Origin of the sequence: Azospirillum palustre, assembly GCF_002573965.1 — a bacterium.
Classification (GTDB): domain Bacteria; phylum Pseudomonadota; class Alphaproteobacteria; order Azospirillales; family Azospirillaceae; genus Azospirillum; species Azospirillum palustre.
The window spans coordinates 248,054-269,711 of the sequence record NZ_PDKW01000042.1; the positions used below are offsets into that span (position 1 = coordinate 248,054).

14 protein-coding genes are annotated in these 21,658 nt (G+C 69.2%); 10 read left to right on the plus strand and 4 right to left on the minus strand.

All coding sequences use genetic code 11. From position 1 onward, the window contains the following. The first annotated feature begins 17 nt into the window (after window positions 1-17). Window positions 18-560: a flagellar biosynthesis regulator FlaF gene (locus tag CRT60_RS18940; RefSeq protein WP_098738107.1), complete on the plus strand. Its 543-nt coding sequence runs from the start codon at window positions 18-20 to the stop codon at window positions 558-560. Between the two features lie 64 nt (window positions 561-624). Here CRT60_RS18940 and CRT60_RS18945 read toward each other — a convergent pair whose 3' ends face one another. After that, entirely contained in the window at window positions 625-2,670 is a 2,046-nt protein-coding gene (locus CRT60_RS18945) for an NAD(+) synthase (protein WP_098738108.1), read from the minus strand. A gap of 367 nt (window positions 2,671-3,037) precedes the next feature. Between CRT60_RS18945 and CRT60_RS18950 the strand changes: the two genes are divergently transcribed. From CRT60_RS18950 to CRT60_RS18965, 4 genes are all read left to right on the plus strand, one after another. Continuing rightward, complete coding sequence (locus tag CRT60_RS18950) at window positions 3,038-6,049, plus strand: chemotaxis protein CheB (RefSeq protein WP_244592610.1); 3,012 nt, start codon at window positions 3,038-3,040, stop codon at window positions 6,047-6,049. Then, entirely contained in the window at window positions 6,046-8,685 is a 2,640-nt protein-coding gene (locus CRT60_RS18955; RefSeq protein WP_098738109.1) for a PAS domain S-box protein, read from the plus strand. Before CRT60_RS18950 ends, CRT60_RS18955 begins: the two co-directional genes overlap by 4 nt. A gap of 136 nt (window positions 8,686-8,821) precedes the next feature. Next, window positions 8,822-10,144, plus strand: a complete 1,323-nt coding sequence (locus tag CRT60_RS18960; RefSeq protein WP_098738110.1) for a sensor histidine kinase — start codon at window positions 8,822-8,824, stop codon at window positions 10,142-10,144. A 37-nt stretch (window positions 10,145-10,181) separates the two neighbouring features. After that, window positions 10,182-10,580 (plus strand): response regulator, encoded by a 399-nt coding sequence (locus tag CRT60_RS18965; RefSeq protein ID WP_098738111.1) that lies wholly within the window; start codon window positions 10,182-10,184, stop codon window positions 10,578-10,580. A gap of 113 nt (window positions 10,581-10,693) precedes the next feature. Here the strand turns inward: CRT60_RS18965 and CRT60_RS18970 are convergent, their stop codons facing one another. Genes CRT60_RS18970 through CRT60_RS18980 form a run of 3 tightly spaced genes read right to left on the minus strand, consistent with a single transcriptional unit; the run spans window position 10,694 to window position 12,808 of the window. After that, window positions 10,694-11,413, minus strand: a complete 720-nt coding sequence (locus CRT60_RS18970; RefSeq protein ID WP_244592611.1) for a nitroreductase — start codon at window positions 11,411-11,413, stop codon at window positions 10,694-10,696. Beyond that, complete coding sequence (locus CRT60_RS18975) at window positions 11,403-11,900, minus strand: OsmC family protein (protein ID WP_098738112.1); 498 nt, start codon at window positions 11,898-11,900, stop codon at window positions 11,403-11,405. Before CRT60_RS18975 ends, CRT60_RS18970 begins: the two co-directional genes overlap by 11 nt. Before the next feature lie 14 nt (window positions 11,901-11,914). Beyond that, window positions 11,915-12,808, minus strand: a complete 894-nt coding sequence (locus CRT60_RS18980; protein ID WP_098738113.1) for an AEC family transporter — start codon at window positions 12,806-12,808, stop codon at window positions 11,915-11,917. A 364-nt stretch (window positions 12,809-13,172) separates the two neighbouring features. Here CRT60_RS18980 and bcsA point away from each other — a divergent pair, with 364 nt between their 5' ends. Genes bcsA through bcsN form a run of 5 tightly spaced genes read left to right on the plus strand, consistent with a single transcriptional unit; the run spans window position 13,173 to window position 21,651 of the window. Further along, on the plus strand, window positions 13,173-15,458 hold the full coding sequence (bcsA, locus tag CRT60_RS18985) for a UDP-forming cellulose synthase catalytic subunit (protein ID WP_098738114.1): 2,286 nt from the start codon (window positions 13,173-13,175) through the stop codon (window positions 15,456-15,458). Window positions 15,459-15,472: 14 nt separating this feature from the next. After that, window positions 15,473-18,040, plus strand: coding sequence for a cellulose biosynthesis cyclic di-GMP-binding regulatory protein BcsB (locus tag CRT60_RS18990; RefSeq protein WP_244592612.1), 2,568 nt, complete (start codon window positions 15,473-15,475; stop codon window positions 18,038-18,040). Beyond that, a complete protein-coding gene (locus CRT60_RS18995) occupies window positions 18,037-19,107 on the plus strand; it encodes a family 8 glycosyl hydrolase (RefSeq protein ID WP_098738116.1) in 1,071 nt (356 codons plus the stop codon). Before CRT60_RS18990 ends, CRT60_RS18995 begins: the two co-directional genes overlap by 4 nt. Next, window positions 19,104-20,942 carry a hypothetical protein gene (locus CRT60_RS19000; RefSeq protein WP_098738117.1) on the plus strand — a complete coding sequence of 613 codons (1,839 nt, stop codon included), beginning with the start codon at window positions 19,104-19,106 and terminating at the stop codon, window positions 20,940-20,942. The genes CRT60_RS18995 and CRT60_RS19000 overlap by 4 nt, the downstream gene beginning before the upstream one ends. Before the next feature lie 25 nt (window positions 20,943-20,967). Continuing rightward, entirely contained in the window at window positions 20,968-21,651 is a 684-nt protein-coding gene (gene bcsN / locus CRT60_RS19005) for a cellulose biosynthesis protein BcsN (RefSeq protein WP_425290416.1), read from the plus strand. The last annotated feature ends 7 nt before the right edge of the window (window positions 21,652-21,658 follow it).

A 21,658-nucleotide genomic window follows, 5' to 3' on the forward strand; every position in this document is an offset into this window, starting at 1 on the left:
TCCCCCGAGGGTTTGGAATGAAGCCGACTCCCACCTACGCCAACAAGCCGACCTCGGACAATCCGCGCGATGTCGAGGCTTGGGCCCTGGCGGAAGCGGCGCGCCGTATCATCGCCGCCAGCCATGCCAAGGACGAAAAAGCCTACCGCGAGGCTCTCCAGCTGAATCAGCGCCTGTGGACGATCTTCCAGGCGGCGATCACCGAAGAGGATTGCGGCCATCCGCCGGAAGTCCGGACGAACATTGCAGCATTGTCGCTGCTGGTCGATCGCGAGACGACCAACCGTCTGATCGACCTGGATTTCGGCAAGATCGACACGCTGGTCAATATCAACCGCAACGTCGCCAGCGGCCTGACCGCCCAGGGCCAGTTCATCGCCGCCCAGCAGGCGACCCAGCCGCATCCGGGCACGCCCCAGGCGGCCGCTCCCCAGGCGCCGCAGGCAGCTCCGGCGCCGGGCCAGCCGCCGGCCGGAATGCGCCCCGCCGTGCCGCCGCGCCCGATGACCGCCCCGGACGCCGCCCCGGTCAACCGCGAGTCCCTGCGCATTTCGATCTGATCGCTGTCGCGACCGACAGGAAAAAGGCCGGCGCTCCGATGGGGCGCCGGCCTTTTTTGTCCTTTCACTCCGCCGGAACCTCGCGGTCCAGCTCCTCCAGCCAGATGCGGGCGTTGCCGTCCGACGGGGCGCGCCAGTCGCCGCGGGGCGAGAGCGAGCCGCCGGCGCTCACCTTCGGGCCATTCGGCATGGCCGAGCGCTTGAACTGGCTGAACCCGAAGAAGCGGCGCAGGAACACCCGCAGCCAGTCGCGGATCTCGGCCGGGCTGTAAGCGCGGCGCTTCTCCAGCGGATAGCCCTCCGGCCAGTCGCCCTTGTTGGCGTCGGACCAGGCATGGCGGGCCAGGAAGGCGATCTTCGACGGGCGGAATCCGTAGCGCAGCACGTAGAACAGGGTGAAGTCCTGCAAATCATACGGCCCGACCACGGATTCGGAGCTTTGCAGCGCCTTGTCGGAGCCGGCCGGCACCAGTTCCGGCGAGATCTCCGTCTTCAGGATGGCGTCCAGCGTCGCCGACACCTCCTGCTGGAACTGGCCGGTGCGGCCGACCCAGCGGATCAGATGCTGGATCAGCGTCTTCGGCACGCCGGCATTGACGTTGTAATGGGACATCTGGTCGCCGACACCATAGGTGCACCAGCCGAGCGCCAGTTCCGACAGGTCGCCGGTGCCGAGCACGATGCCGTTGTGGTGGTTGGCAAGGCGGAACAGGTAGTCGGTGCGCAGGCCGGCCTGCACATTCTCGAAGGTGATGTCGTACACCGCCTCGCCGCGGGCGTAGGGGTGCTCCATGTCCCGCAGCATCTGGTTGGCCGCCGGCCGGATGTCGAGTTCCTTGGCCGTCACCCCCAGCGCCGTCATCAGCGTCCAGGCGTTGGACTTGGTGCCCTCGCTGGTGCCGAATCCCGGCATGGTGTAGCCGAGGATGCCGGTCCGCGGCAGGCCGAGCCGGTCCATGGCGCGGGCGGCGACGATCAGCGCGTGGGTGCTGTCCAGGCCGCCCGACACGCCGATCACCACCGTCTTGATCCCGGTGGCGCGCAGCCGCTGCACCAATCCTGCGACCTGGATGTTGTAGGCCTCGTAACAGTCCTGCTCCAGCCGTTCGGCGGCGGCGGGAACGAAGGGCAGGCGCGGCACCACGCGCAGCAGGCCGACATCCTCCTCCGGCGCATCGAGATGGAAGGCTACGGTGCGGAAACTGCCGGTGGCGGCGGGAAACAGGCGGCGGTTGTCGTCGAAGGTGCCTTGGCGCAGCCGCTCCTGCCGCAGCAGGTCGAGATCGACGTCGGCCACCGCCATCTGGGCGCCGTCGGGGAAGCGGTCGGTCTCCGCCAGCTTCTCGCCATTCTCGAAGATCGAGGTCTGGCCGTCCCAGGCGAGGTCGGTGGTCGATTCCCCCGTCCCGGCCGACGAATAGAGATAGGCTGCCAGACAGCGCGCCGACTGCGATTTCGCCAGCAGCCGGCGGGTGTCCGACTTGCCGATGGTGATGTTGCTGGCAGACAGGTTGGCGAGGATCGTCGCGCCGGCCAGCGCCGCCATGGTGCTGGGCGGGGCCGGAACCCACAGATCCTCGCAGATTTCGGCATGGACGACCAGACCGGGCTGGTCCTCGGCGGAGAACAGCAGGTCGGGGCCGAAGGGGGCGGTCAGGTCGCCGATGCGGATCGTCCCGCCTTCGGTGCCGGCGCCCGACGCGAACTGGCGCCGTTCGTAGAATTCGCGGTAGTTCGGCAGATGCTGCTTCGGCACCACGCCCAGCAACTCGCCCCGGTGGATCGCCACCGCCGTGTTGTAGAGCCGCCCGTCATACAGCAGCGGCGCGCCCACCAGCAGCAGCGGCATCAGCCCGGCCGACGCCTGCACCAGATCGAGGATCGCCTGCTCCACCGCGTCGATCAGCGGGTCCTGCATCAACAGATCGTCGATGGCATAGCCGGACAGCGCCAGTTCGGGGAACAGCGCCACCGCCACCGACTTGTCGTGGCAGGCGCGCGCCGCCTCCAGCACCGCCGCGGCATTGGCCGCCGGGTCGGCAGGGGTGCTGCGCGTGGTGCAGGCGGCCACCCGCGCGAAGCCGTGGCGATAGATCGAGGTGAAGCTCATGACCCGTTCCCGCTACCTTGCATGCCATTGACGCCCCAGGATGCGACGCCTGGGGGCAGCAAACATAGCAGGAATTTCGCGCACGTCAGGTCCTCTGTCCCGCCTGCCTTCTGCGCGATCCCGGGCTTCCGGGCCTTTCGGACGGGAAGGCCGGGGCTTGTCGGGGCGATGCTTAAGACACGATACATTCGTTATAAAACCAAAGTCAAATCGATGGGAAGATGGGGACATTCCAGTTAAATTGATGATGATGAAGAGCGTTGCCCTGCGACAGTCAAGTTGACCAAATCAAATGCGACGGATATAGGCAGGGACTCGCTTGCGCAGAGAACCGGCAGGCCGACGCCAGAAGGACCAGTTTATCACCGTGCCAACGGATACGCCCGCCACGCATCCTGACCCGACGCCCTCCGCATCGCCCAATGCGGACGCAGGCGGTGTTCCGGCGGAAACGGGTGCGTCGCCGGAGCAGGCCTGCTGCATCGTCGGCATCGGTGCCTCGGCCGGCGGGCTGGAGGCGTTGCAGCGCTTCTTCGACGCGGTGCCCGGCGACAGCGACCTCGCCTATGTCGTGGTCCAGCACCTGTCGCCGGTGCACAAGAGCCTGATGGTCGATCTGCTGGCGAAGCACACGGCGATGGAAGTCGTGCAGGCGACCGAGGGCGTGCCGGTCCAGCGCAACACCGTCTATCTGCTGCCGCCGGGCAAGCATCTGAGCATCGAGGACAGCCGGCTGCGGCTGACCGCCAAGGATGCCGGCGGCGGCATGAGCCTGCCGATCGACATCTTTCTCACCGCGCTCGCCCGCGACCAGGGTCCGCTGGCCATCGGCCTGATCCTGTCGGGAACCGGATCGGACGGGACGCGCGGCCTGATGGCGATCAAGTCGGCCGGCGGCTTCACCGCGGTCCAGCAGCCGGAAACCGCGCAGTTCGACGGCATGCCGCGCAGCGCGCTGGCCACCGGACAGATCGACGCCACCCTGGCGCCGGATGCTCTGCCGGCCCGCCTGATCGAGCATGCGCGCAAGACCCTGGCCCGCGCCCGGCCGATGCCGGCGCGCCAGCGGCGCGAGGACGGCGACGACCCGCTGGCCCAGATCATCGCGGTCATCCGCTCCGTCACCGGCGTCGATTTCTCGCATTACAAGCTGGCGACCCTTCTGCGGCGGATCGAGCGGCGGATGCAGGGCGCCGGCCTGGAGTCGATGGACGAGTATGCCGCCCTTCTGCGGCGGAACAGCGCCGAGACGGTCAATCTCTACAAGGAGATGCTGATCGGCGTCACCCGCTTCTTCCGGGACGAGGCGGCCTTCCGCGTCCTGGCCGACCGGGTGATTCCCAGCCTGCTCGCCAACCGCAGCCCGACCGACATGGTCCGCGTCTGGGTCTGCGGCTGCGCCAGCGGGGAGGAGGCCTATTCCATCGCCATCCTGTTCGCCGAGGCGCAGGAAAGGCTGGGGCGCAGCTTCGACGTCAAGATCTTCGCCACCGACATCGACCAGGACAGCATCGAGATCGCAAGCCTCGGCGAGTATCCGCGCGCGATTGCCGAGGATGTATCGCCGGACCGGCTGAGCCGCTTCTTCGTCGCGCGCGGCGACAGCTATGCGGTGTCGCGCGACATCCGCCGCATGGTGGTGTTCGCCGCCCACAACATCATGCGCGACCCGCCCTTCACCAAGATCGACCTGCTGAGCTGCCGCAACCTGCTGATCTACATGGACCAGCCGTTGCAGCGGAAGGTTCTGAGCCTGTTCCAGTACGCCCTGCGCCAGAGCGGCTTCCTGTTCCTCGGCACCAGCGAGACGCTGGGCGACCTCCAGTCCGATTTCCACACCGTCGACAGCCGCAACAAGCTGTTCCAGAGCCTGCGCGCCGGCTCCTTCCGGCTGTCGCGCCTGCTGGTGCCGACGGTGGCGGCCCCGCTGGCCCGCCATGGCGAGGATGCCGTAAGCCATGGCATGGAGGAGGGGGCGGTCATCGACGAGGCCATCGGCGCGTTGATGAAGGCCTATGTGCCGCCCTGCCTGCTGGTCAACGAACAGATGACCATCATGCATGTGTTCGGCGACGCCTCGTCCCTGCTGAAGGTGCCGGCGGGCGAGGCGACGCTGAACGTGCTGAAGCTGCTGCCCTCCTCGGTCGCCATGGTGACGGGCACCGCGCTGAACCGCGCCTTCCGCTCCGGCGAGGAGTTCGCGCTGTCCAACATCCCGGTGAAGGACCGCGAAGGGGTGGCGGCGATCAGCCTGCGGGTCCAGCCCTATGTCGCGCGCAAGACCGGGCGCCGCTTCGCCCTGGTGGTGCTGGACCGCGCCAACATGCTGCCGCTGTCGGTTCCGGATTCCGACTTCGACCTGAACGCCGACGCCGCCGAGCGCATCCGCGGGCTGGAGCAGGAACTGCTGTCGCGCGGCGAGAACCTCCAGGCGACCATCGAGGAGCTGGAGACCGCCAATGAGGAATTGCAGGCCACCAACGAGGAATTGCTGGCCTCGAACGAAGAGTTGCAGAGCACCAACGAGGAGCTTCAGTCTGTCAACGAGGAGCTTTACTCCGTCAACGCCGAATATCAGGCGAAGGTGGAGGAGCTGACCGAGATCACCAACGACCTCGACAATCTGCTGCGCTCGACCGAGATCGGCACGGTGTTCCTGGACGGCGACTTCGTCATCCGCCGCTTCACCCCGGCGGCGGCCGGCTTCATCAACATCATCCCGCGCGACATCGGCCGCTCCATCGCGCATCTGTCTACCAACATCGACTATCCCGATTTCCTCGCCGACATCCGCAAGGTGTTCGACGGGCAGGAGACGGTGGAACGCCATGTCCGGGTGTATGACGGCCGCTGGGTGCTGACCCGCATCCTGCCCTACCTGACCGACAAGAATCAGACCGGCGGCGTGGTGGTGACCTTCGTCGACGTGACGGAGACCAAGCAGGCGCAGGAGCGGCTGCAGAAGGTGCTGGACAGCCTGCCTGAGCACATTGCCGTGACCGACCGCGACGGCCAGATCGTCATGGTGAACGCTGCGTGGCGCGGATTCGCCCAGCGCAACGGCGCCCCGGCGACCGAGCGCTGCGGCGTCGGCACCAACTATCTGGACGTCTGCCTCAACCCGGAGGCGGCGAAGAGGGACGCCATCGCCCGGGCGGTGCATGACGGGCTGCGCCGCATCCTGGACGGCGAAGCCGATGATTTCTCCATCGAATATCCCTGCCATTCGCCCGATGAACAGCGCTGGTTCCTGATGCACGCCACCCGCCTGAACGACCATGACGGCGGCATCGTCGTCAGTCACATCAACATAACCAACCGCAAGCTGATGGAATTGCGGTTCGACGATGCCGGTAAGGGCGACGGGGGCGAAGAATGAGTGAGGAGTCTTCCGGCCGACTGCGGCGCCGTGCCGAAACCATTCTGAGCGGCGGGACTTTCGAGGCGACGGACGTCACCGCCACCTCGATGAAGGAACTGCTGCACGAGTTGTATGTCCATCAGGCCGAGCTTGAGATCCAGAACGAGGAGCTGCGCGGCGCCCAGCAGGCGCTGGAGGCGTCGCGCCTGCAATATCTCCAGCTTTTCCAGTCGGTGCCGCTGGCCTGTCTGGCGGTGAACGCCGCCGGCATCGTCGGCGAGGCCAACGCCGCCGCCGAACGGCAGTTCGGCCTGCCGATGCTGCGGCTGAAGGGCCGTCCGCTGACCCTGCTGCTCGACAGCGTCGACCATGGCCGGCTGTTCACCGCGCTCGGCCGGCTGCGCGACCATGGCGACTGGGTCCGGCAGGAGTTCCGCTATCTCGGGCCCCAGGGCACGATCATCGACGGGCTGACCGACGCCCGCCGGGTGACGCTGGACGACAGCGACCGCGGCGGCGTGCTGCTGACCATCACCGACCTGACCGAACGCAACGCCTGGCTTCGCGAGGTGCAGCAGGCCCGCGACGACGCCGAGCGGGCGCGCGCCGACTATCACCACATCCTCCAGTCGGTCGGCGACGGCATCCTCGGGGTGGACGCCGACGGGCGCATCCGCTTCGTCAACGCCGCGGCGACGGCCATGACCGGGCATCTCGACCTCGACCTGATCGGCCGCCCGCCCTCCGATCTGCTGGCCGGACCGGCGGAGCCAGGGACCGGGCTGCCGGTTGGCGAAACGGACCCAGCGGCACCCCAGGCGGGCGGGGCGGCCCGGGCGCTGGCGCTCTCGCTGACCGACGGCCGGCCGCGCAGCGTCGCCTGCGAGAGGCTCCGCCGCGAGGATGGCGGGACGCTGCTGGTGGAGATCACCATCTCCCCCATGCTGGCGTCCGGCATGCGCCTCGCCCCGATGGAGGAGCGCATCCAGGGCGCCGTCGTCGCCTTCCGCGACGTCACCGCGCGGCGGACCGCGGAATCGGCGCTGAACCTCAGCGAGCGGCGGCACCGGGTGCTGGTCCAGTCGCTGCACGACGCGCTGGCGATGACCGCGGTCGATGGCCGCAGCCTGCTGGCCAATGCCATGGCCGAGCGGCTGCTGGACGGCCCCGCCCGCCCCCTGCTCGACCCGATGGCGTCGGCCTTCGACGCCGACGGCAACGCAGAGAGCCGAGCCGGCGGACAGATGGCGCCGGCCACCGCCCCGGCCACCATGGTTCCGACCACGGCCGGCCGCCGCTTCATCGACGCCAACGGCAACCGGCTGCATGGGCTTCCCCCGGCGGCGGAAGCGGTGCGCAGCGGCAAGCCGGTGGTCGAGCGCATCATCGGCGTGGTCGAGGGGGAGGAGGCGACCGCCCCCACCCGCTGGCTGCGGGTGTCGAGCCGTCCCGTCGCCGATCCGGCCGGCCGGGTCGAGGCGGTGGTGTCCAGTGTCGCCGACATCACCGCGGTGAAGGCGCTGGAGCGCGAGTTGAACGTGGCGCTGGACGCGCGCGAGCGCTTCCTGGCGGCGGCGAGCCACGATCTGCGCCAGCCGGTGCAGGCCCTGCTGCTGCTCGCCGACCTGTTGATGAAGGAAACGCTTGCCCCCGGCGCCCGGCGGATGGCGGAGCAGATCCAGTCCTCGCTCGGCGGGCTGGGCGGCATGCTGGACGGGATGCTCGACATCTCCAAGCTGGAGGCCGGGCTGGTCGCCCCCAATCCGGAGACTGTGGATATCGCCGCCCTGCTGGCCCGGCTGCATGGGGAATTCGCGCCTGCGGCCGGGAAGGCGGGGCAGGCTCTGCGTCTGGTGGCGCCGCCTCTGACGACGCGCACCGACCCGCGGCTGCTGGAGCGGGTGCTGCGCGCTCTGCTGGCCAATGCGCTGCATTTCGCCCCCGGCGGGCGGGTGCTGATCGGGGCGCGGCAGCGCGGCGACCATGTGCAGATCGAGGTGTGGGATACCGGCATCGGCATCGCCGACCAGCACATCGACCGCATCTTCCAGGACTTCTACCAGGTCGGCAACGCCGCCCGTGACCGGCGCGAAGGGCTGGGTCTGGGGCTCAGCATCGCCAAGCGGCTGGTCACCATGCTGGGCGGCACCATCGACGTGACCTCCTCGCTGGGCCGCGGCAGCCGCTTCACCGTCAGCCTGCCCCTGACCGAAACCAGGCCGGACATGACCGACCGGTCCGGCAGCGCCGGCCGCAGCGGGGCCGACGACGAGGCCGGGCGGCTGGTCATGCTGGTGGAGGACGACGCCGTCATCCGCATGGCGCTGGTCCTGATGCTGGAGGACTGGAACTATCGCGTGGCGGAGGCCGGCAGTGGGGCGGAGGCGGAGCAGCTGCTGGGCGACCTGATCGAGTCCGGGGAAGAGCCCGACCTGATCCTGGCCGACTACCGCCTGCCGGAGGGGACGACGGGGCTGATGGTGATGGACATGGTCCGGCGCCGCCTGTCGCGCGACATTCCCGGAGTGCTGCTGACCGGCGACACCTCGGCGGACCGGCTGCGGGAGGCGGCCGGCGCCCAATGTGCATTGCTGCACAAGCCGATCCAGCCCGGCCGCCTGCACGATACGCTGGCGGCGGCGCTGGGTGGCTGACCGGTGTATGGGTCGCCAGCGCAATCCTTCGTCAACGCAGCTTTTCTTGATTCACGTCAATGCTCCGGACCGATGAAGATCCAGACTGTCCGAACTGTTTAGAGAGGTGAATGACGGCACAAAACGGGGACGACCCATGCCCAACAGGACGGATGCCAGCCTTGCGCGCCGGATGGTGCGCGCCCGTGCCGCCAGAGTATCTGCGCTGCTGCTCGGCGGCCTGTTCATCGGCTTCCTGCTGCTCGTCGTCGTCTTCATCGAATATCGCCGCGCCATCGACTGGATCGACCACACGCACAAGGTCATCTCCGCGGTCGAGGAACTGCAATCCACCCTGTCCGATGCCGAATCCGGCCAGCGCGGCTATCTGCTGTCGCTGGACCCCCGGCAGCTCGTCCCCTACGAGGAGGGGAGGGAGCGCAGCCGCGCGCTGCTGGACCGCCTGCGCTCGCTGACCGCCGACAATCCGGTGCAGCAGGACAAGGTGACGGCGTTGCGGAGCCTGACCGCCGACAGGCTGGACCGGATGGCCGAGCTTCTGCGGCAGGCCGACGAGGCGGGTGTGGCGTGGGCGCCGGCACCCGTCCGCGAGGGCATCGGCGCCAACATGATGGCCGAAATCCGGCGGATGACCGCCACCATGCGGGCGGATGAGGACCTGCTGCTCGCCGGGCGCAGCCGGCATGCCACCATTCTTGAGCTGCTGATGATCGCCTATGGGATCGTCTTCGTCACCGTCACCGGCTGGCTCTGCTTCTCCACCGTCCGGCGGCTGGAGCGGGATTACCAGGCCGAGCGGGCCGAAGGGGAGGTGCTGGCGGCGACGCTGCAGGAGAACAGGATCCTGCTGGATGAGGTCAACCACCGGGTCAAGAACTCCTTGCAGATCGTCGCCAACCTGCTGCGGACCCAGGCGATGCGGCATCGCAGCGAGGAGGTGCGGCAGGAACTGCTGGACAGCAGCAGCCGGGTGCTGGCGATTGCCGAGGTCCATCGCCGTCTCTATGGCGAAGGGGCGGTGTACGACACCGTCGAGCTGACCGACCTGATCCGCAGCATCGCCGAGAACGCCGTCCCGCCCACCGGTGGGGCCGAACCGTCGATGACCCTGGCGACGGGCGCGCCGCTGTCGGCCCCGGTCGACACCGCGGTGCCGGTGGCGCTGATCGTCAACGAGCTGCTGACCAACAGCTACAAGCACGCCTTTCCCGACGGGCGGCGCGGCAGGGTCACGGTGGATATGGCGGTGGCGGGGAACGAGGTCCGCATCGATGTCGCCGACGACGGCATCGGCCTGCCGGAGGAGGTCGCGGGCAACAGCGGCGGCGGCTTCGGCCTGAACACGGCCCGCAATCTTACGCGGCAATTAAGGGGGCGTCTGGAGATCGAACGTTTGACACCGGGGACGCGCTTCCTTTTAACTTTCCCGATGAAGCCGCCTGCTCCAACCCAGGCGTGAGCCTTCCGGCCAATCCGCAAAATATACAAGAAAAACAATGAAGATACTGATCATAGAGGATGAATTCCTGATCGCCGAGGGCGTGTCGCTGACTTTGCAGTCGGCCGGCCATGCGGTGACGGGAATCGCCGAGGATCTGCCGACCGCCCTTGCCCTGGCCGGGCAGGAGAAGCCCGATATGGCTTTCGTCGATATCAAGCTGGCCAACGGCTCGAACGGGCTCGACGTCGCCCGCGCATTGAAGGCGATGGGGATCGCTTGCGTCTTCGCCACCGGCAACCCGCCCAACAAGGCGCAGGCCGGCGGGGTCGGGCTGGGCTACATCGCCAAGCCCTTTTCGCCGCGCGTGCTGGTCCAGACCGCCGCCTTCGTCGCCGGGGTGCTGTCGCCCGGCGCGCCATCCGCGGCGGCGCCCCATGGGTTCGTGACGCTCTAGAGTCTGTCCGGTGCTTATTGAAGCACCGGACAGACTCTAGGCTTTTGGTTTTCCGTGCGATTCACGCTTCAAGCGATTCCGCTTGAACCGATCGCACTCTAAGGACGCAGTCCTCAGAACCCGCTGAAACGGGTGAAGCCCTCCGCCGGTTCGCGCTCCGTCGGGAAGTTGTTTTCCGCTGCCGACCAGTCGGCGAAGCCCAGCGCCATGCCGCTGGCGATGATCTCGCCGTCGGGCAGGCCCAGATGCCGCGCGGTGATGGCGTGGCGGTAGCAGAAGGCGGCCTGCGGGCAGGTCTCCAGCCCGAAGCCGCGGGCGACGATCATCACATTTTGCATGAACATGCCGAGGTCGAGCCACGCCCCCTTGCCCATGTCGCGGTCGATGGTGAAGAACAGCCCGACCGGCGCCCCGAAGAACAGCCAGTTGCGGCCATGCTGGCGCGCCATCCGCTCGCGGTCGCCCTTGCCGATGCCGATGGAGCCGTAGAGCGCCCAGCCCACCGCCCGCCGGCGGCCCAGGTAGGGCTCCCGCCAGGTTTCGGGGTAATAGGGATATTCCGGCACCTCCGGCTCCCCGGCCTCATGGGCGGCCAGCAGTTCCGCCGACAGGGCGGCGCGCGCCTCCCCGGCGATGGCGTGGACCTTCCAGGGCTGGATGTTGGAACCGCTCGGCGCGCGGGCGGCGAGGTCGAGGATGCGCAGCACCGTCTCCCGCTCCACCGGCGTCGGCAGAAAGGCGCGGATGCTGCGCCGGCCGGCGACGGCGTCCAGCACGGGCAGGGCGGGGGTGCCTTCCACCGGCATGGGCAGGGCCGTGGGGTCAGCGCTCATCGCCGGCTGCCTCTCCCTCGACCTCCACCGCCGGTTCGTGCCGGACCGGGAAATTGACCGACCGGGCGATGAAGCATTTCTCTGCCGCCTCATGGTGCAGGGCCAGCGCCTTGCCGGCGTCGGAGCCCGGCGCCAGCGTCACCCGCGGCCGCAGGACGACGGCGGTGAACTGGCCGCCGCCGTCGGTCTCCTCCTCCATCATCCCGTCCGCATCGTCGCTGTAGCCGGTGACGACGATCCCGGCGGCCGAACAGAGATGCAGGTACCAGAGCTGGTGGCAGGAGGACAGGGCGCCGACCAGCATCTCCTCCGGGTTCCAGCGCGCCGGATCGCCGCGGAAGGCCGCGTCGGAGGTGGCGGGGATTGCCGGCTTGGTCCCGGCGCTCAGCGTGTGGTCGCGGCTGTAGGCCCTGTAGGACGAGGTGCCGGTGCCGAGATTGCCGGTCCAGTCGAGCCGGACGGCATAGCGGTGTTCCCTGTGCGCCATGAAGCTCCTCCCTTCTACTGCATCACGAACATCAATAGCGCCGGCAGGCCGACGAAGGCCATGGCGGTGGACCCCAGCACCATGCCGGCGACATCCTCCGGCGCGTTGCCGTAGCGCAGCGCCCAGAGATAGTTGAAGACGGCCACCGGCATCGAGCTTTGCACAAGCACCACGCCGCGCGCGGCCCCGGTCAGCCCCATCGCCCAGGCCACCAGCAGCCCCATGGCGAAGCCGACCGCCAGCCGGAAGGCCGACATCGACAGGGCCCGCACCGCGCCGGAGAGGCGCAGCTTCGACAGCGCCACCCCCAGCGAGAACAGCATCAGCGGCACGGCGCAGTTGCCCAGCAGCGTGGTGGTGTTGCCGATCCACACCGGCAGCGGCAGCCCTGCCAGCTGGATCGCCACCGCCGCCGCCACAGCGTAGATCGTCGGGGTGCGCGCCATCTGCCCCAGGTCGAAGCGCCCAGCCGCCAGCGCCGGCCCCAGCGTGAACTGCCCCACCGACATCACCGCATAGAACAGCACGGCAAGGCTGAGGCCATTCTCGCCGAAGGCGAACAGGCAGACCGGCAGGCCCAGGTTGCCGGCGTTGGGAAAGGCCATCGCCGGGACATAGACCCGCAGCGACAGCCCCGACGCCAGCAGCACCGGGACCGACGCCAGCGCCGTCAGCGCCATGCACAGCGTTGCCGCCAGCGCCATCTCCCCCATCACGTCGGCGGACAGGTGCAGCCGGGTCAGGGCCGCGAAGACCAGGCAGGGCGACGACACGTTGATGGCGAAGGTGGTGATGAAGGCGCTGTCGTAGGGCAGCTTCCCCCGGGCCCAGCCATAGCCGAGTGCAGCCACCACGAAAACCGGGGCCAGCACGGCGAAGGCGTCGGACAGAAGGGCGGAGATGGGCATGGAGATTGGCGGAACCCTTTACTGCAACCGGTGGGTGGGCGGACTGTCAGCCACCATGGCGGCAATCCCGCCCGCCGTCATCCCCCCAAACCCAAGCCGGGACGCAGGGCAGCCGCGCAACAGGAATCCGATTGCCGCTGCGTTGCCAGACCCTTGCGGCAATCGCCCACCCGTCCCGAGTCGCAGCCATTCGCGTGCGTCGCCGGGGAAAACTGCGCCGGAACCCCCGTTATCGGAATGACACAGACCCGACGAAATACGGCTTTTGAGCGAGCTTTGTCTCGAGCCAGTAACGATTTGTAACGAAGCTTGAGCCATAAGGGGTCACCCACTAGGGTGCAATGGCCCCATTCTGCGGATACGCATGACAACCTCGCCCGGCGCCAAGACCGTTGTTCGGCCCCTGAACAACAAGGCGCAGCAATCCAAACGACAGCCGAACCTGAACAGTCGCCGATTCTCCCTGCGCTCGGTTCTGCTCTGGATTCTATTGTTGCTGTCGGCGGGTTTGTTTCTTGCGCTGGCCGCCTTGCCCGTTGGAAGATTTGCAAGTGCCGCCATCTCGGCCGGCGTGGTGGCCGCCGCCTTCGTGCTTGGGCGCTTCGCCCAGCGCTTCTGGCATGCCCGCACGCTGACCGTTCTGCTGCTGGCCTTCGTCACCTTCCGCTATTTCTTCTGGCGCCTGACCGGCACGCTGCCGCCGGTGGACGACCTGGTGAATTTCATTCCCGGCGTGACCCTGTTCGCGGCCGAGGCGCTGTCCTTCGTCCTGTTCCTGACCTCGCTGTTCGTCATCATCGACCCGCTCGCCCGCGAGCCGTCGGAACCGACGGGCGATCCCGCCTTCTGGCCCAGCGTCGACGTCTACATCCCCTCCTACAACGAGGAGCCGGAGCTGCTGGAGACGACGCTGGCCGCCGCGGTCTGCATCGACTACCCGCGCGACAAGCTGCACGTCTATCTGCTGGACGACGGCGGTACCGATCAGAAGCTCGCCCACAGCAATCCCGAACAGGCAGCGGCGGCTTCGGCCCGGCGCGAGACGCTGACCGCGCTGTGCGAACGGTTGCAGGTCACCTACATGACCCGGCCGCGCAACGAGCATGCCAAGGCCGGCAACATCAACCACGCCTTTCATAAGACGTCCGGCGATCTGTTGCTGATCCTGGACGCCGACCATGTTCCCACCGTTGGCATCCTGAAGGCGACGGTCGGCTTCTTCCAGCAGGATCCCGGCCTGTTCCTGGTCCAGACGCCGCATTTCTTCGTCAATCCCGACCCGGTCGAATACAACCTCGGCACCTTCGAGCGGATGCCGAGCGAGAACGAGATGTTCTATTACTCGATCCAGCCCGGGCTGGACCGCTGGAACGGCTCCTTCTTCTGCGGATCCGCCGCCATCCTGCGCCGCGCGGCGCTGGAGGAGGTCGGCGGCTTCAGCGGCGACACGGTGACCGAGGATTGCGAGACCGCGCTGGAGCTGCACTCGCGCGGCTGGCGCAGCGTCTATCTGCCGCGCCCGCTGATCGCCGGATTGCAGCCGGAGACCTTCGACAGCTTCATCGCCCAGCGGTCGCGCTGGACCCAGGGCATGATCCAGCTGTTCCTCCTGAAAAACCCGCTGCTCAAGCGCGGCCTGACGTTCTCGCAGCGGCTGTGCTACCTCAGCACCATGCTCTACTGGTTCTTCTGGTTCTGGCGGCCGATCTTCCTGCTGTCGCCGCTGTGCTATGCCCTGTTCGGGCTGGAGATCTACCGCATCAACCTGCCGGACTTCGGCTGCTTCGTCATTCCGCACGTCTTCGCCGCCGCCTTCCTGTCGCAGTTCCTGCATGGGCGCATGCGCTGGCCGCTGTTCTCGGAGCTGTACGAGTATCTGCAATCCTTCCACGTCTCCCGCGCGGCGCTGGCGACGCTGATCCGGCCGCGCGACCCGGTGTTCAAGGTGACCGCCAAGGGCCAGTCGGTGGAGGAGGACGGCTTCTCGCCGCTCGCCACCCCCTTCATCGTCACCACGCTGCTGCTGGCGGCGGGGCTGGCGGCCTGCGCGTGGCGCTATTCCATCTTCCCCGAACACCGGGCGGCCATCGTTCCGGTGGCGGTGTGGTGTTCGCTGAGCCTGCTGCTGGCACTGGGCGGCCTCGCCGTCGTCTATGAGCGCAAGCGCGTACGCCGGCAGGAGCGCTTCACCGTCGACCGCCCGGCGGTGCTGAAGTTCGAGGACGGCACCGGCATCGACCTGACGGTTGCCGACGTGTCCGCCGGCGGCGTCGGGCTGATCGTCGATCCAAAATGGCGCGAGCTGCTGAGCCGGCCCGACCAGACGCCGGTGCTGACCATCGCCGCGACGGAGACGGAGGCGGCGACCACCACCGGCGTGCGCTTCTTCCGTATCGAGATGCGCAACGGCGAACTGGCGGTCGGCGCCGGCTTCGCCCCGCGCGACCGCCAGGACATCGTCGAGATGGCGCGCTTCGTCTTCGGCAACAGCGTCGGCTGGGACATCTTCCTCGACCGCAAGCGGGTTGCGGCGCCGACCTTCTTCGGCGGGCTGCTTTTCTTCGCCACCCGCGTGGTTCCACGGCTGGGCCATGTCCTGTTGGCCCTGCCGGGTGCGCTGCGCCGCATCCTGACCTTCCAGGCTCCGTAACGACGATGGCGGGCATGGGCAAACAAACCGGCGGGGGCCGGATGCTGCGGGCGTCGCCACGGACGTTGTTGGCGGCGCTGATTGCGCTGCTGTCGCTATGGGCCGGCTGGGCATCGCCGGTGCTGGCCGCCGACCGCCGGGTGATCCCGCTGTCGAACCTGCGCGACGGCCAGCCGGAGGTCACGCTGCATGGCGAGACGGAGACGGTGGCGCTGCGCGCCGTCCTGCCGCCGGTGATCGGGCTGACCAGCGCCATGCTGACGCTGACCTACGAGAACGGCATCGACATCCTGCCCGAAAAGGGGTCGATGTCGGTCTTCATCAACGGCTCTCCGGTGGCGGACCTGCCGCTCGCGGCCTTCCGCGGGCCGGTCAACGCCTCCATCACCCTGCCCGGCAGCCTGATCCGCCCCGGCGAGAACCAGATCGTCTTCCAGACCAGCGCCCAGCACCGCGCCATCTGCACGGTCCGCGGCACCTACGATCTGTGGGCGCGGGTCAACCTCGCCGCCTCGTCGCTGACGCTGATGTCCGACGGCGGCGTGCCGGAGCCGGACCTCGCCATGGTCCGCCAGCTCCTGGCCTCCGCCGACCGCGCGCGGGAGCCGCTGGCCATCGTCCAGCCCGGCAGCGAGATCGACGCCGATCACCTCGGCTGGGGCTCCATGGTGGCGCAGTCCTACGGCCTGCTGCTGGGCGACCAGACCCCGCGGGTGGTGGCGGTGCCGGTGAAGCCCGCCGGCAATGCGCCGGGCAACCCTCCCGGCACTCCCGCCCCGACGCTGGAAAGCCTGCCGCTGCCGGGCGGCAAGAACATCCTGATCGGCACCCGCGACCGCCTCGCTCCCCTGCTGGGCGAGGCGCGGGCCGCCGCCATCGCCGGGCCGTTCCTCAGCGTTTATCCCTATGCTGTCAACAAGGGCGGTCCGGAGGGAAGCGGCGGTGGCGGCTTCGTCGCCGTCGCCTCGGGACGAACCCAGCAGGAGGTCGATCAGGCGGTGATGCGGCTGGCCGACGTGACCCGGCCGCTGCCGACACAGACCGCGATGATCGTCACCGACGCGGCGGTCCCGGCCGCGCCGCCGGCCCCGCCGGTGCAGGCGGAGGGGCGCTACCGTCTGTCGGACCTCGGCTTCCAGACGGTGCAGCACAGCGGCTACCGCTACACCGGCCGGGTCGATCTGACCCTGCCGGCCGGCTTCGCCCCGGTCAGCGACCGCTCCATCCTGTTTCATGTCAACGCGGCGTTCGAAGGCAATCTCGGCCCCGGCGCGGTGCTGAACGTCCGGGTCAACGGCAAGTCGGCCGGCGCCATGGAGATCGACAAGCGCTCCAGCGGCATCATCGAGAATGGCGAGATGCCGCTGCCGATGGCGCTGTTCCGTCCCGGCCCCAACCTGATCGAACTGGAGGCGGAGCTGCCGCCGGCCGGCGGCACCGACTGCGTCTTCGCGGTGCGGCGCCCGACCTTCACCCTGCTGGACAGCTCCAGCATCGAGATCCCCGGCTTCGCCCGTCTGGTCACGCTGCCGAGCCTGGGCGGCTTCGCCAACACCGCCTTTCCCTATGGCGGCACCGCCGGGGGCGAGCAGGCGCCGCCCTTCGATCTCGTCGTCGTCGGGCGCGACCCCGCCTGGTTCGGCGCCGCCTGGAGCCTGACCGCCAAGCTGGCGCAGCGGGCCGGCGACCTGATGGCGGTGGTGCCCTACACCGGCTGGGACGGGCTGCCGAACGACAACGCGCTGATCGTCGGCCCGGTCGCGGCGCTGCCGCAGGCCGTCTTCACCTCGGCCCCGCTGCCGGCCGACCGGCTGGCCGGTCTGCTGGAGGCCGGCGCCCTGATCGCCCAGGCCAAGGCGCGCGGCGAGCCGATGGCGGCGGCCGACCGCCGCGCCCTGGCCGACCGGCTGCGGCTGGGCTGGTCCGGCACTGCCGCCCGTCCGGGGCCGGCGCGGCCGGGGGGCATACCGCAGGGACTGGGGCAGCAGATGGGCGCCGCGGGCTCGGCGCTGGCCGCCGACGGCGGTGCGGCCAACCGCTGGCAGCGGATGGCGGGCGATGCCAAGGATCCGGCCGCAACCGGGCGCGGCTGGGTGCCCGACTGGGCGCGGCGGGCGATGGGTGCGGCGGCGCGCTACATCAACAGCTGGACGGTGGAGGAGGCGCCGGTCGACGTGGTCGCGCTGACCGAGAATGCCGAAACCCTGCCGGAGGCGGCGCTGCTGCAATACCGCGCGCCGGGGGCCGAGCCGCTGACCTGGACGCTGCTGACCGCGGCGGATCCGCGCGCCGTCGACCGCGCCATGCGCAGCCTGGGCGAGGCCGGGCTGTGGGACAAGCTGCGCGGCGGCGGGGCGTTGTGGAGCAGTGCGGCGCCAGCCATCACCACGCTGGAGGTGTCGCGTCCCTACCAGATCATTCTCAATCCCTTTGACATCGGCAACCTTATCCTGATTCTGGCCCGCAACCTGTCGCAACGGATCGAGCTACTGTTCGCCCTGCTGCTGGGGACGGCGGTGGTGCTGACGGTCAGCATGCGCCTTCTGCTGAAGAGCGGGCATCGGGAACGGAGCGGGTCATGACGTCCCCTGTCGGAACATCGCGGCGCGGCATGCTGGTCGGGACGGCCGCCCTCGGGCTGGCCGCGGCGGTGCCGGCTGCCTTGCCGGGCGCCTTGCGCGCGGCCCCCTATGACGGGGCGGCGTGGCGCCGCTATGCCGAACGTTTCCTGCTGCCGGAAGGCCGCATCGTCGACACCGGCAACAAGGGCATCAGCCATTCCGAAGGGCAGGGCTACGGCATGCTGCTGGCTGTGGCGGGGGGCGACCGCGCCGCCTTCGACCGGCTGTGGGGCTGGACCCAGCGCGTGCTGATGGTGCGCGGCGACGGGCTGGTGGCTTGGCGCTGGACGCCCGATGGCGGGGTCGCCGACCGCAACAACGCATCCGACGGCGACATGCTGATCGCCTGGGCGCTGCTGCGCGCCGCCGAGACCTGGCAGGCGGAGGCCTACCGCACCGCCGCCGCCGCCATCGTCAAGGCGCTGGCCGCCGGGGTTCTGGTGGAGCAGGCCGGGCTGACCGTGCTGCTGCCTGGACGCGACGGCTTCCGCAAGGGCGAGACGCTGGTCCTCAACCCCAGCTACTGGATCTTTCCGGCCATCCGCGCCTTCGCCGCCCTTCCGGGGGGCGAGCGCTGGGGCAAGCTGTCGGATGCCGGGCTGGTGCTGTTGTCGAAGGCGCGCTTCGGCGGCTTCCAGCTGCCGCCGGACTGGATGACGCTGGATGCCGCCGGAACGGTGGGCATCGCCGACGGCTTCAAGAAACAGTATGGCTACGACGCCGTGCGGGTGCCGCTCTATCTGGCGATGGACGGCTATCGCGATCCCTACTACTTCCGCCCCTTCGCGACGCTGGCGACGAAATTTGGCGGCTCGGCGGTTCCCGCCACCGTGTCGCTGCCGGGCGGCACCACCACCCAGGTGGCGGCGTCGGTCGGCATGCTGGCGGTCTACCGGCTGGCCTGCAAGCTTGCCGGGGCCGGCGACGCCGTGACGGTGCCGCCGCTGGCGCCCGACGAGGATTACTACTCCACCACCTTGGCCCATCTTTCCGCGCTGGCGGCGCAAAGCCTGGGGATCGATCCGTGACCCGTCCTCTCCTCCTTTCCGCCCTTTTCCTCGCCGGCATCGCCGTGGCTGGTGGGTCAGATGCCTGGGCGCAGTCGAACAGCGGCGCGCGGGCACTGGCTCCCGGCGTGAAGGTGGAGGTGGCGCCGGCTCCCGGCAGCGGCTCCGCCCCGGCCGCCGGCAAGGTGGACGAGACGGCGCTGCGCTATTACGCCCGCATCGGCGACGGCGAGCGGATGGAGGCGGAGATCGCCCGCCTGCGCGCGCTCGACCCCGGCTGGGAACCGCCCAAGGACCTGTTCGCGCCGCAGCCGACCGCCGCCGGCGTCGACGAGACGCCGTTCTGGACTCTGATGTCCGCCGGCAAGGTGGCGGAGGCGCGGGCCGCCATCGCCGAACAGCGGCGCAAGTCGCCGTCCTGGCAGCCGTCGGACAAGCTTCTGCAGGAGCTCGAACTGGCCGAGAGCGCCGGGCGCATCCGCTCCGCCAGCGACACCAAGCGCTGGCAGGAGGTCGTCGATGCCGCCGCCGCCCAGCCGGAGGCGGTGGCCTGCAACCGGCTCGACAATGCCTGGCGTCTGGCGGAGGCCTATGCCGAGCTGAAGCAGACCGACCGCGCCTTCGACACCTACAAGACCATCGTCACCACCTGCCCCAAGGCGAAGGAGCGGCGCGACACCATCTTCAAGGCGTCGCGCCATCTCAGCCCGGAGCGGCTGCGCGAGCTGTCGGCGCTCGGCGCCACCGCCAACCCGGCGACCGGGGAGGATTACTCCGCCGTCCGCAGCGCCGAGGCGGAGCTGGAGACCGGCCGCCTGCTGGAGCGGCTGGGGAACGCGAAGCCCGGCGCCCTGTCGGCGGCCGATCTGTCGCGCGTCCAGGGCATCGTCCGCGACAAGCAGGATGCCGACGGCGCCATCGCGCTCGGTTGGTATTTCCAGAAGCAGAAGAATTTCACCGAGGCGCAGGGCTGGTTCACCCAGGCCAACGAGTGGACACCGTCGGACAAGGCGGCGGAAGGGTTGGTGCTGGCTTACAACGGATTGGGCGACAAGGCGCAGGCCCGTGCCGCCGCTGCCCCGTGGAAGGGCAAGTCGAGCCGCATCGATCAGGCGCTGAAGGCGGTGGACCCGCCGCGCGGCCCCTCCGGCCCCGGCGGCGGACGCACCGCACCGCAGGGCCCGAGCGAGCTCGACCGCGCGCTGGCCCGGCATGATTTCGCCGCGTGCATCAGCATCATCCGCAGCACCATCGCCAGAAGCGGTCCGACCGCCTCCCTGTTGCAGCAGCGCGGCTGGTGCCTGCTGGAGCTGAAACGCCCGTCGGAAGCCGAAGCCGCCTTCGCCGAGGCGCAGACCCTGGCCGCCCGCGAGCCCGCCCCGGCACCCGCAAAAGGCGGGGCTTCGGCGGCCGGAACAGCGGCCGGAAAGGCGGGCAACCGCAGCCCCGCCGCATCGGGCTTGCCGCAGACGGCGACGCCGGCCCAGGAGAACGCCTATGGGCAGGCCATCGCGCGTCTGGCGACCGGCGACGTGACCGGCCTGACCCGCGACCTGCCGCGCGCCAATCTGACCGCGACGCAGCGGGCGGAAATCCGCGCCTCGCTGATGGCGACGGAGGCCGGCCGGGCGCTGGAGGACAAGCGCTACAACGACGTGCTGCGCCTGCTCGATGCCCGCAAGGAGCTGGAGCCGGAGCCGCGGAACCTCGGCATCGTGCGCGGCTGGGCGCTGTACAACCTGATGCGCTTCGACGAAGCCTACGTCCAGTTCAAGTCCATCGACGACCGGCTCAGCACCGAGGAGTCGCGCGAAGGCCTCTCCACTGCCTGGAAGACGATCTACCATGACTGGTAAGGAAGCCCCGATGGCCGTAATGGAGATGGCCGTGACCCCGATTCACCGGACCGCGAGACGCGCCGCGCTGTGGACGGCGCTGGCGGCGGCCACGCTGCTGACCTCCGGCTGCGCCGGCTGGGTCCGCGACAACCTCACTCAGTCGGCCACCCCCTGGCGCCGCATCCAGCCGGCGGCGCTGCCGGTGACCCTGCCGGACAGCCGCGACTTCCCCATCGTCGCCGCCCGCATGCGCGACACCGGCGCGGTCTACAAGACCTACAACGTGGCGCTGGGCAACCCGACCTCGCTGGCCGGGGAGAACCGCCTGACCGTCGACGTGCAGACCCTGCCGGACAGCCTGTTCGGCGCCCTGGTCCAGCCGCCGCGCGTCTTCCCGGTGCCGCTCTACACCATGGAAACGCTGACGGTGACGACCCGGCGCGAATTTCCCGACATGAAGGTGAAGGTCGCCGACATCGCCCGCCGCAACCGCTACGGCGACTACGACTATGCGACCGCCCAGGACGCGGAAAACAGCTGTGTCCTCGCCTGGCAGCTGATCACCGACCACAAGCGGATGCTGCCGGAACGGATCGAGGCGGTTCGGCTGGAATACCGGGTCTGCGGTGTCGGCTCCAACATCCGCGCCCTGCTGGCTCCCTTCGACGGCCTGACCCTGACCCTGCCGGAAACGATCCTGGAAGCGCAGGATCTGGGAGGACTCTAGGAGCGCG

What these genes read in the sequence shown, in the direction of transcription:
- CRT60_RS18945 (WP_098738108.1), bottom strand. Translation starts at nt 2,670, where the DNA reads ATGAGCTTCACCTCGATCTATCGCCACGGCTTCGCGCGGGTGGCCGCC.
- CRT60_RS18995 (WP_098738116.1), top strand. Translation starts at nt 18,037, where the DNA reads ATGACGTCCCCTGTCGGAACATCGCGGCGCGGCATGCTGGTCGGGACG.
- CRT60_RS18955 (WP_098738109.1), top strand. Translation starts at nt 6,046, where the DNA reads ATGAGTGAGGAGTCTTCCGGCCGACTGCGGCGCCGTGCCGAAACCATT.
- CRT60_RS18940 (WP_098738107.1), top strand. Translation starts at nt 18, where the DNA reads ATGAAGCCGACTCCCACCTACGCCAACAAGCCGACCTCGGACAATCCG.
- CRT60_RS18970 (WP_244592611.1), bottom strand. Translation starts at nt 11,413, where the DNA reads ATGAGCGCTGACCCCACGGCCCTGCCCATGCCGGTGGAAGGCACCCCC.
- CRT60_RS18960 (WP_098738110.1), top strand. Translation starts at nt 8,822, where the DNA reads ATGCCCAACAGGACGGATGCCAGCCTTGCGCGCCGGATGGTGCGCGCC.
- bcsA (WP_098738114.1), top strand. Translation starts at nt 13,173, where the DNA reads ATGACAACCTCGCCCGGCGCCAAGACCGTTGTTCGGCCCCTGAACAAC.
- CRT60_RS18975 (WP_098738112.1), bottom strand. Translation starts at nt 11,900, where the DNA reads ATGGCGCACAGGGAACACCGCTATGCCGTCCGGCTCGACTGGACCGGC.
- CRT60_RS18980 (WP_098738113.1), bottom strand. Translation starts at nt 12,808, where the DNA reads ATGCCCATCTCCGCCCTTCTGTCCGACGCCTTCGCCGTGCTGGCCCCG.
- bcsN (WP_425290416.1), top strand. Translation starts at nt 20,968, where the DNA reads ATGGCCGTGACCCCGATTCACCGGACCGCGAGACGCGCCGCGCTGTGG.
- CRT60_RS18990 (WP_244592612.1), top strand. Translation starts at nt 15,473, where the DNA reads ATGGGCAAACAAACCGGCGGGGGCCGGATGCTGCGGGCGTCGCCACGG.
- CRT60_RS18965 (WP_098738111.1), top strand. Translation starts at nt 10,182, where the DNA reads ATGAAGATACTGATCATAGAGGATGAATTCCTGATCGCCGAGGGCGTG.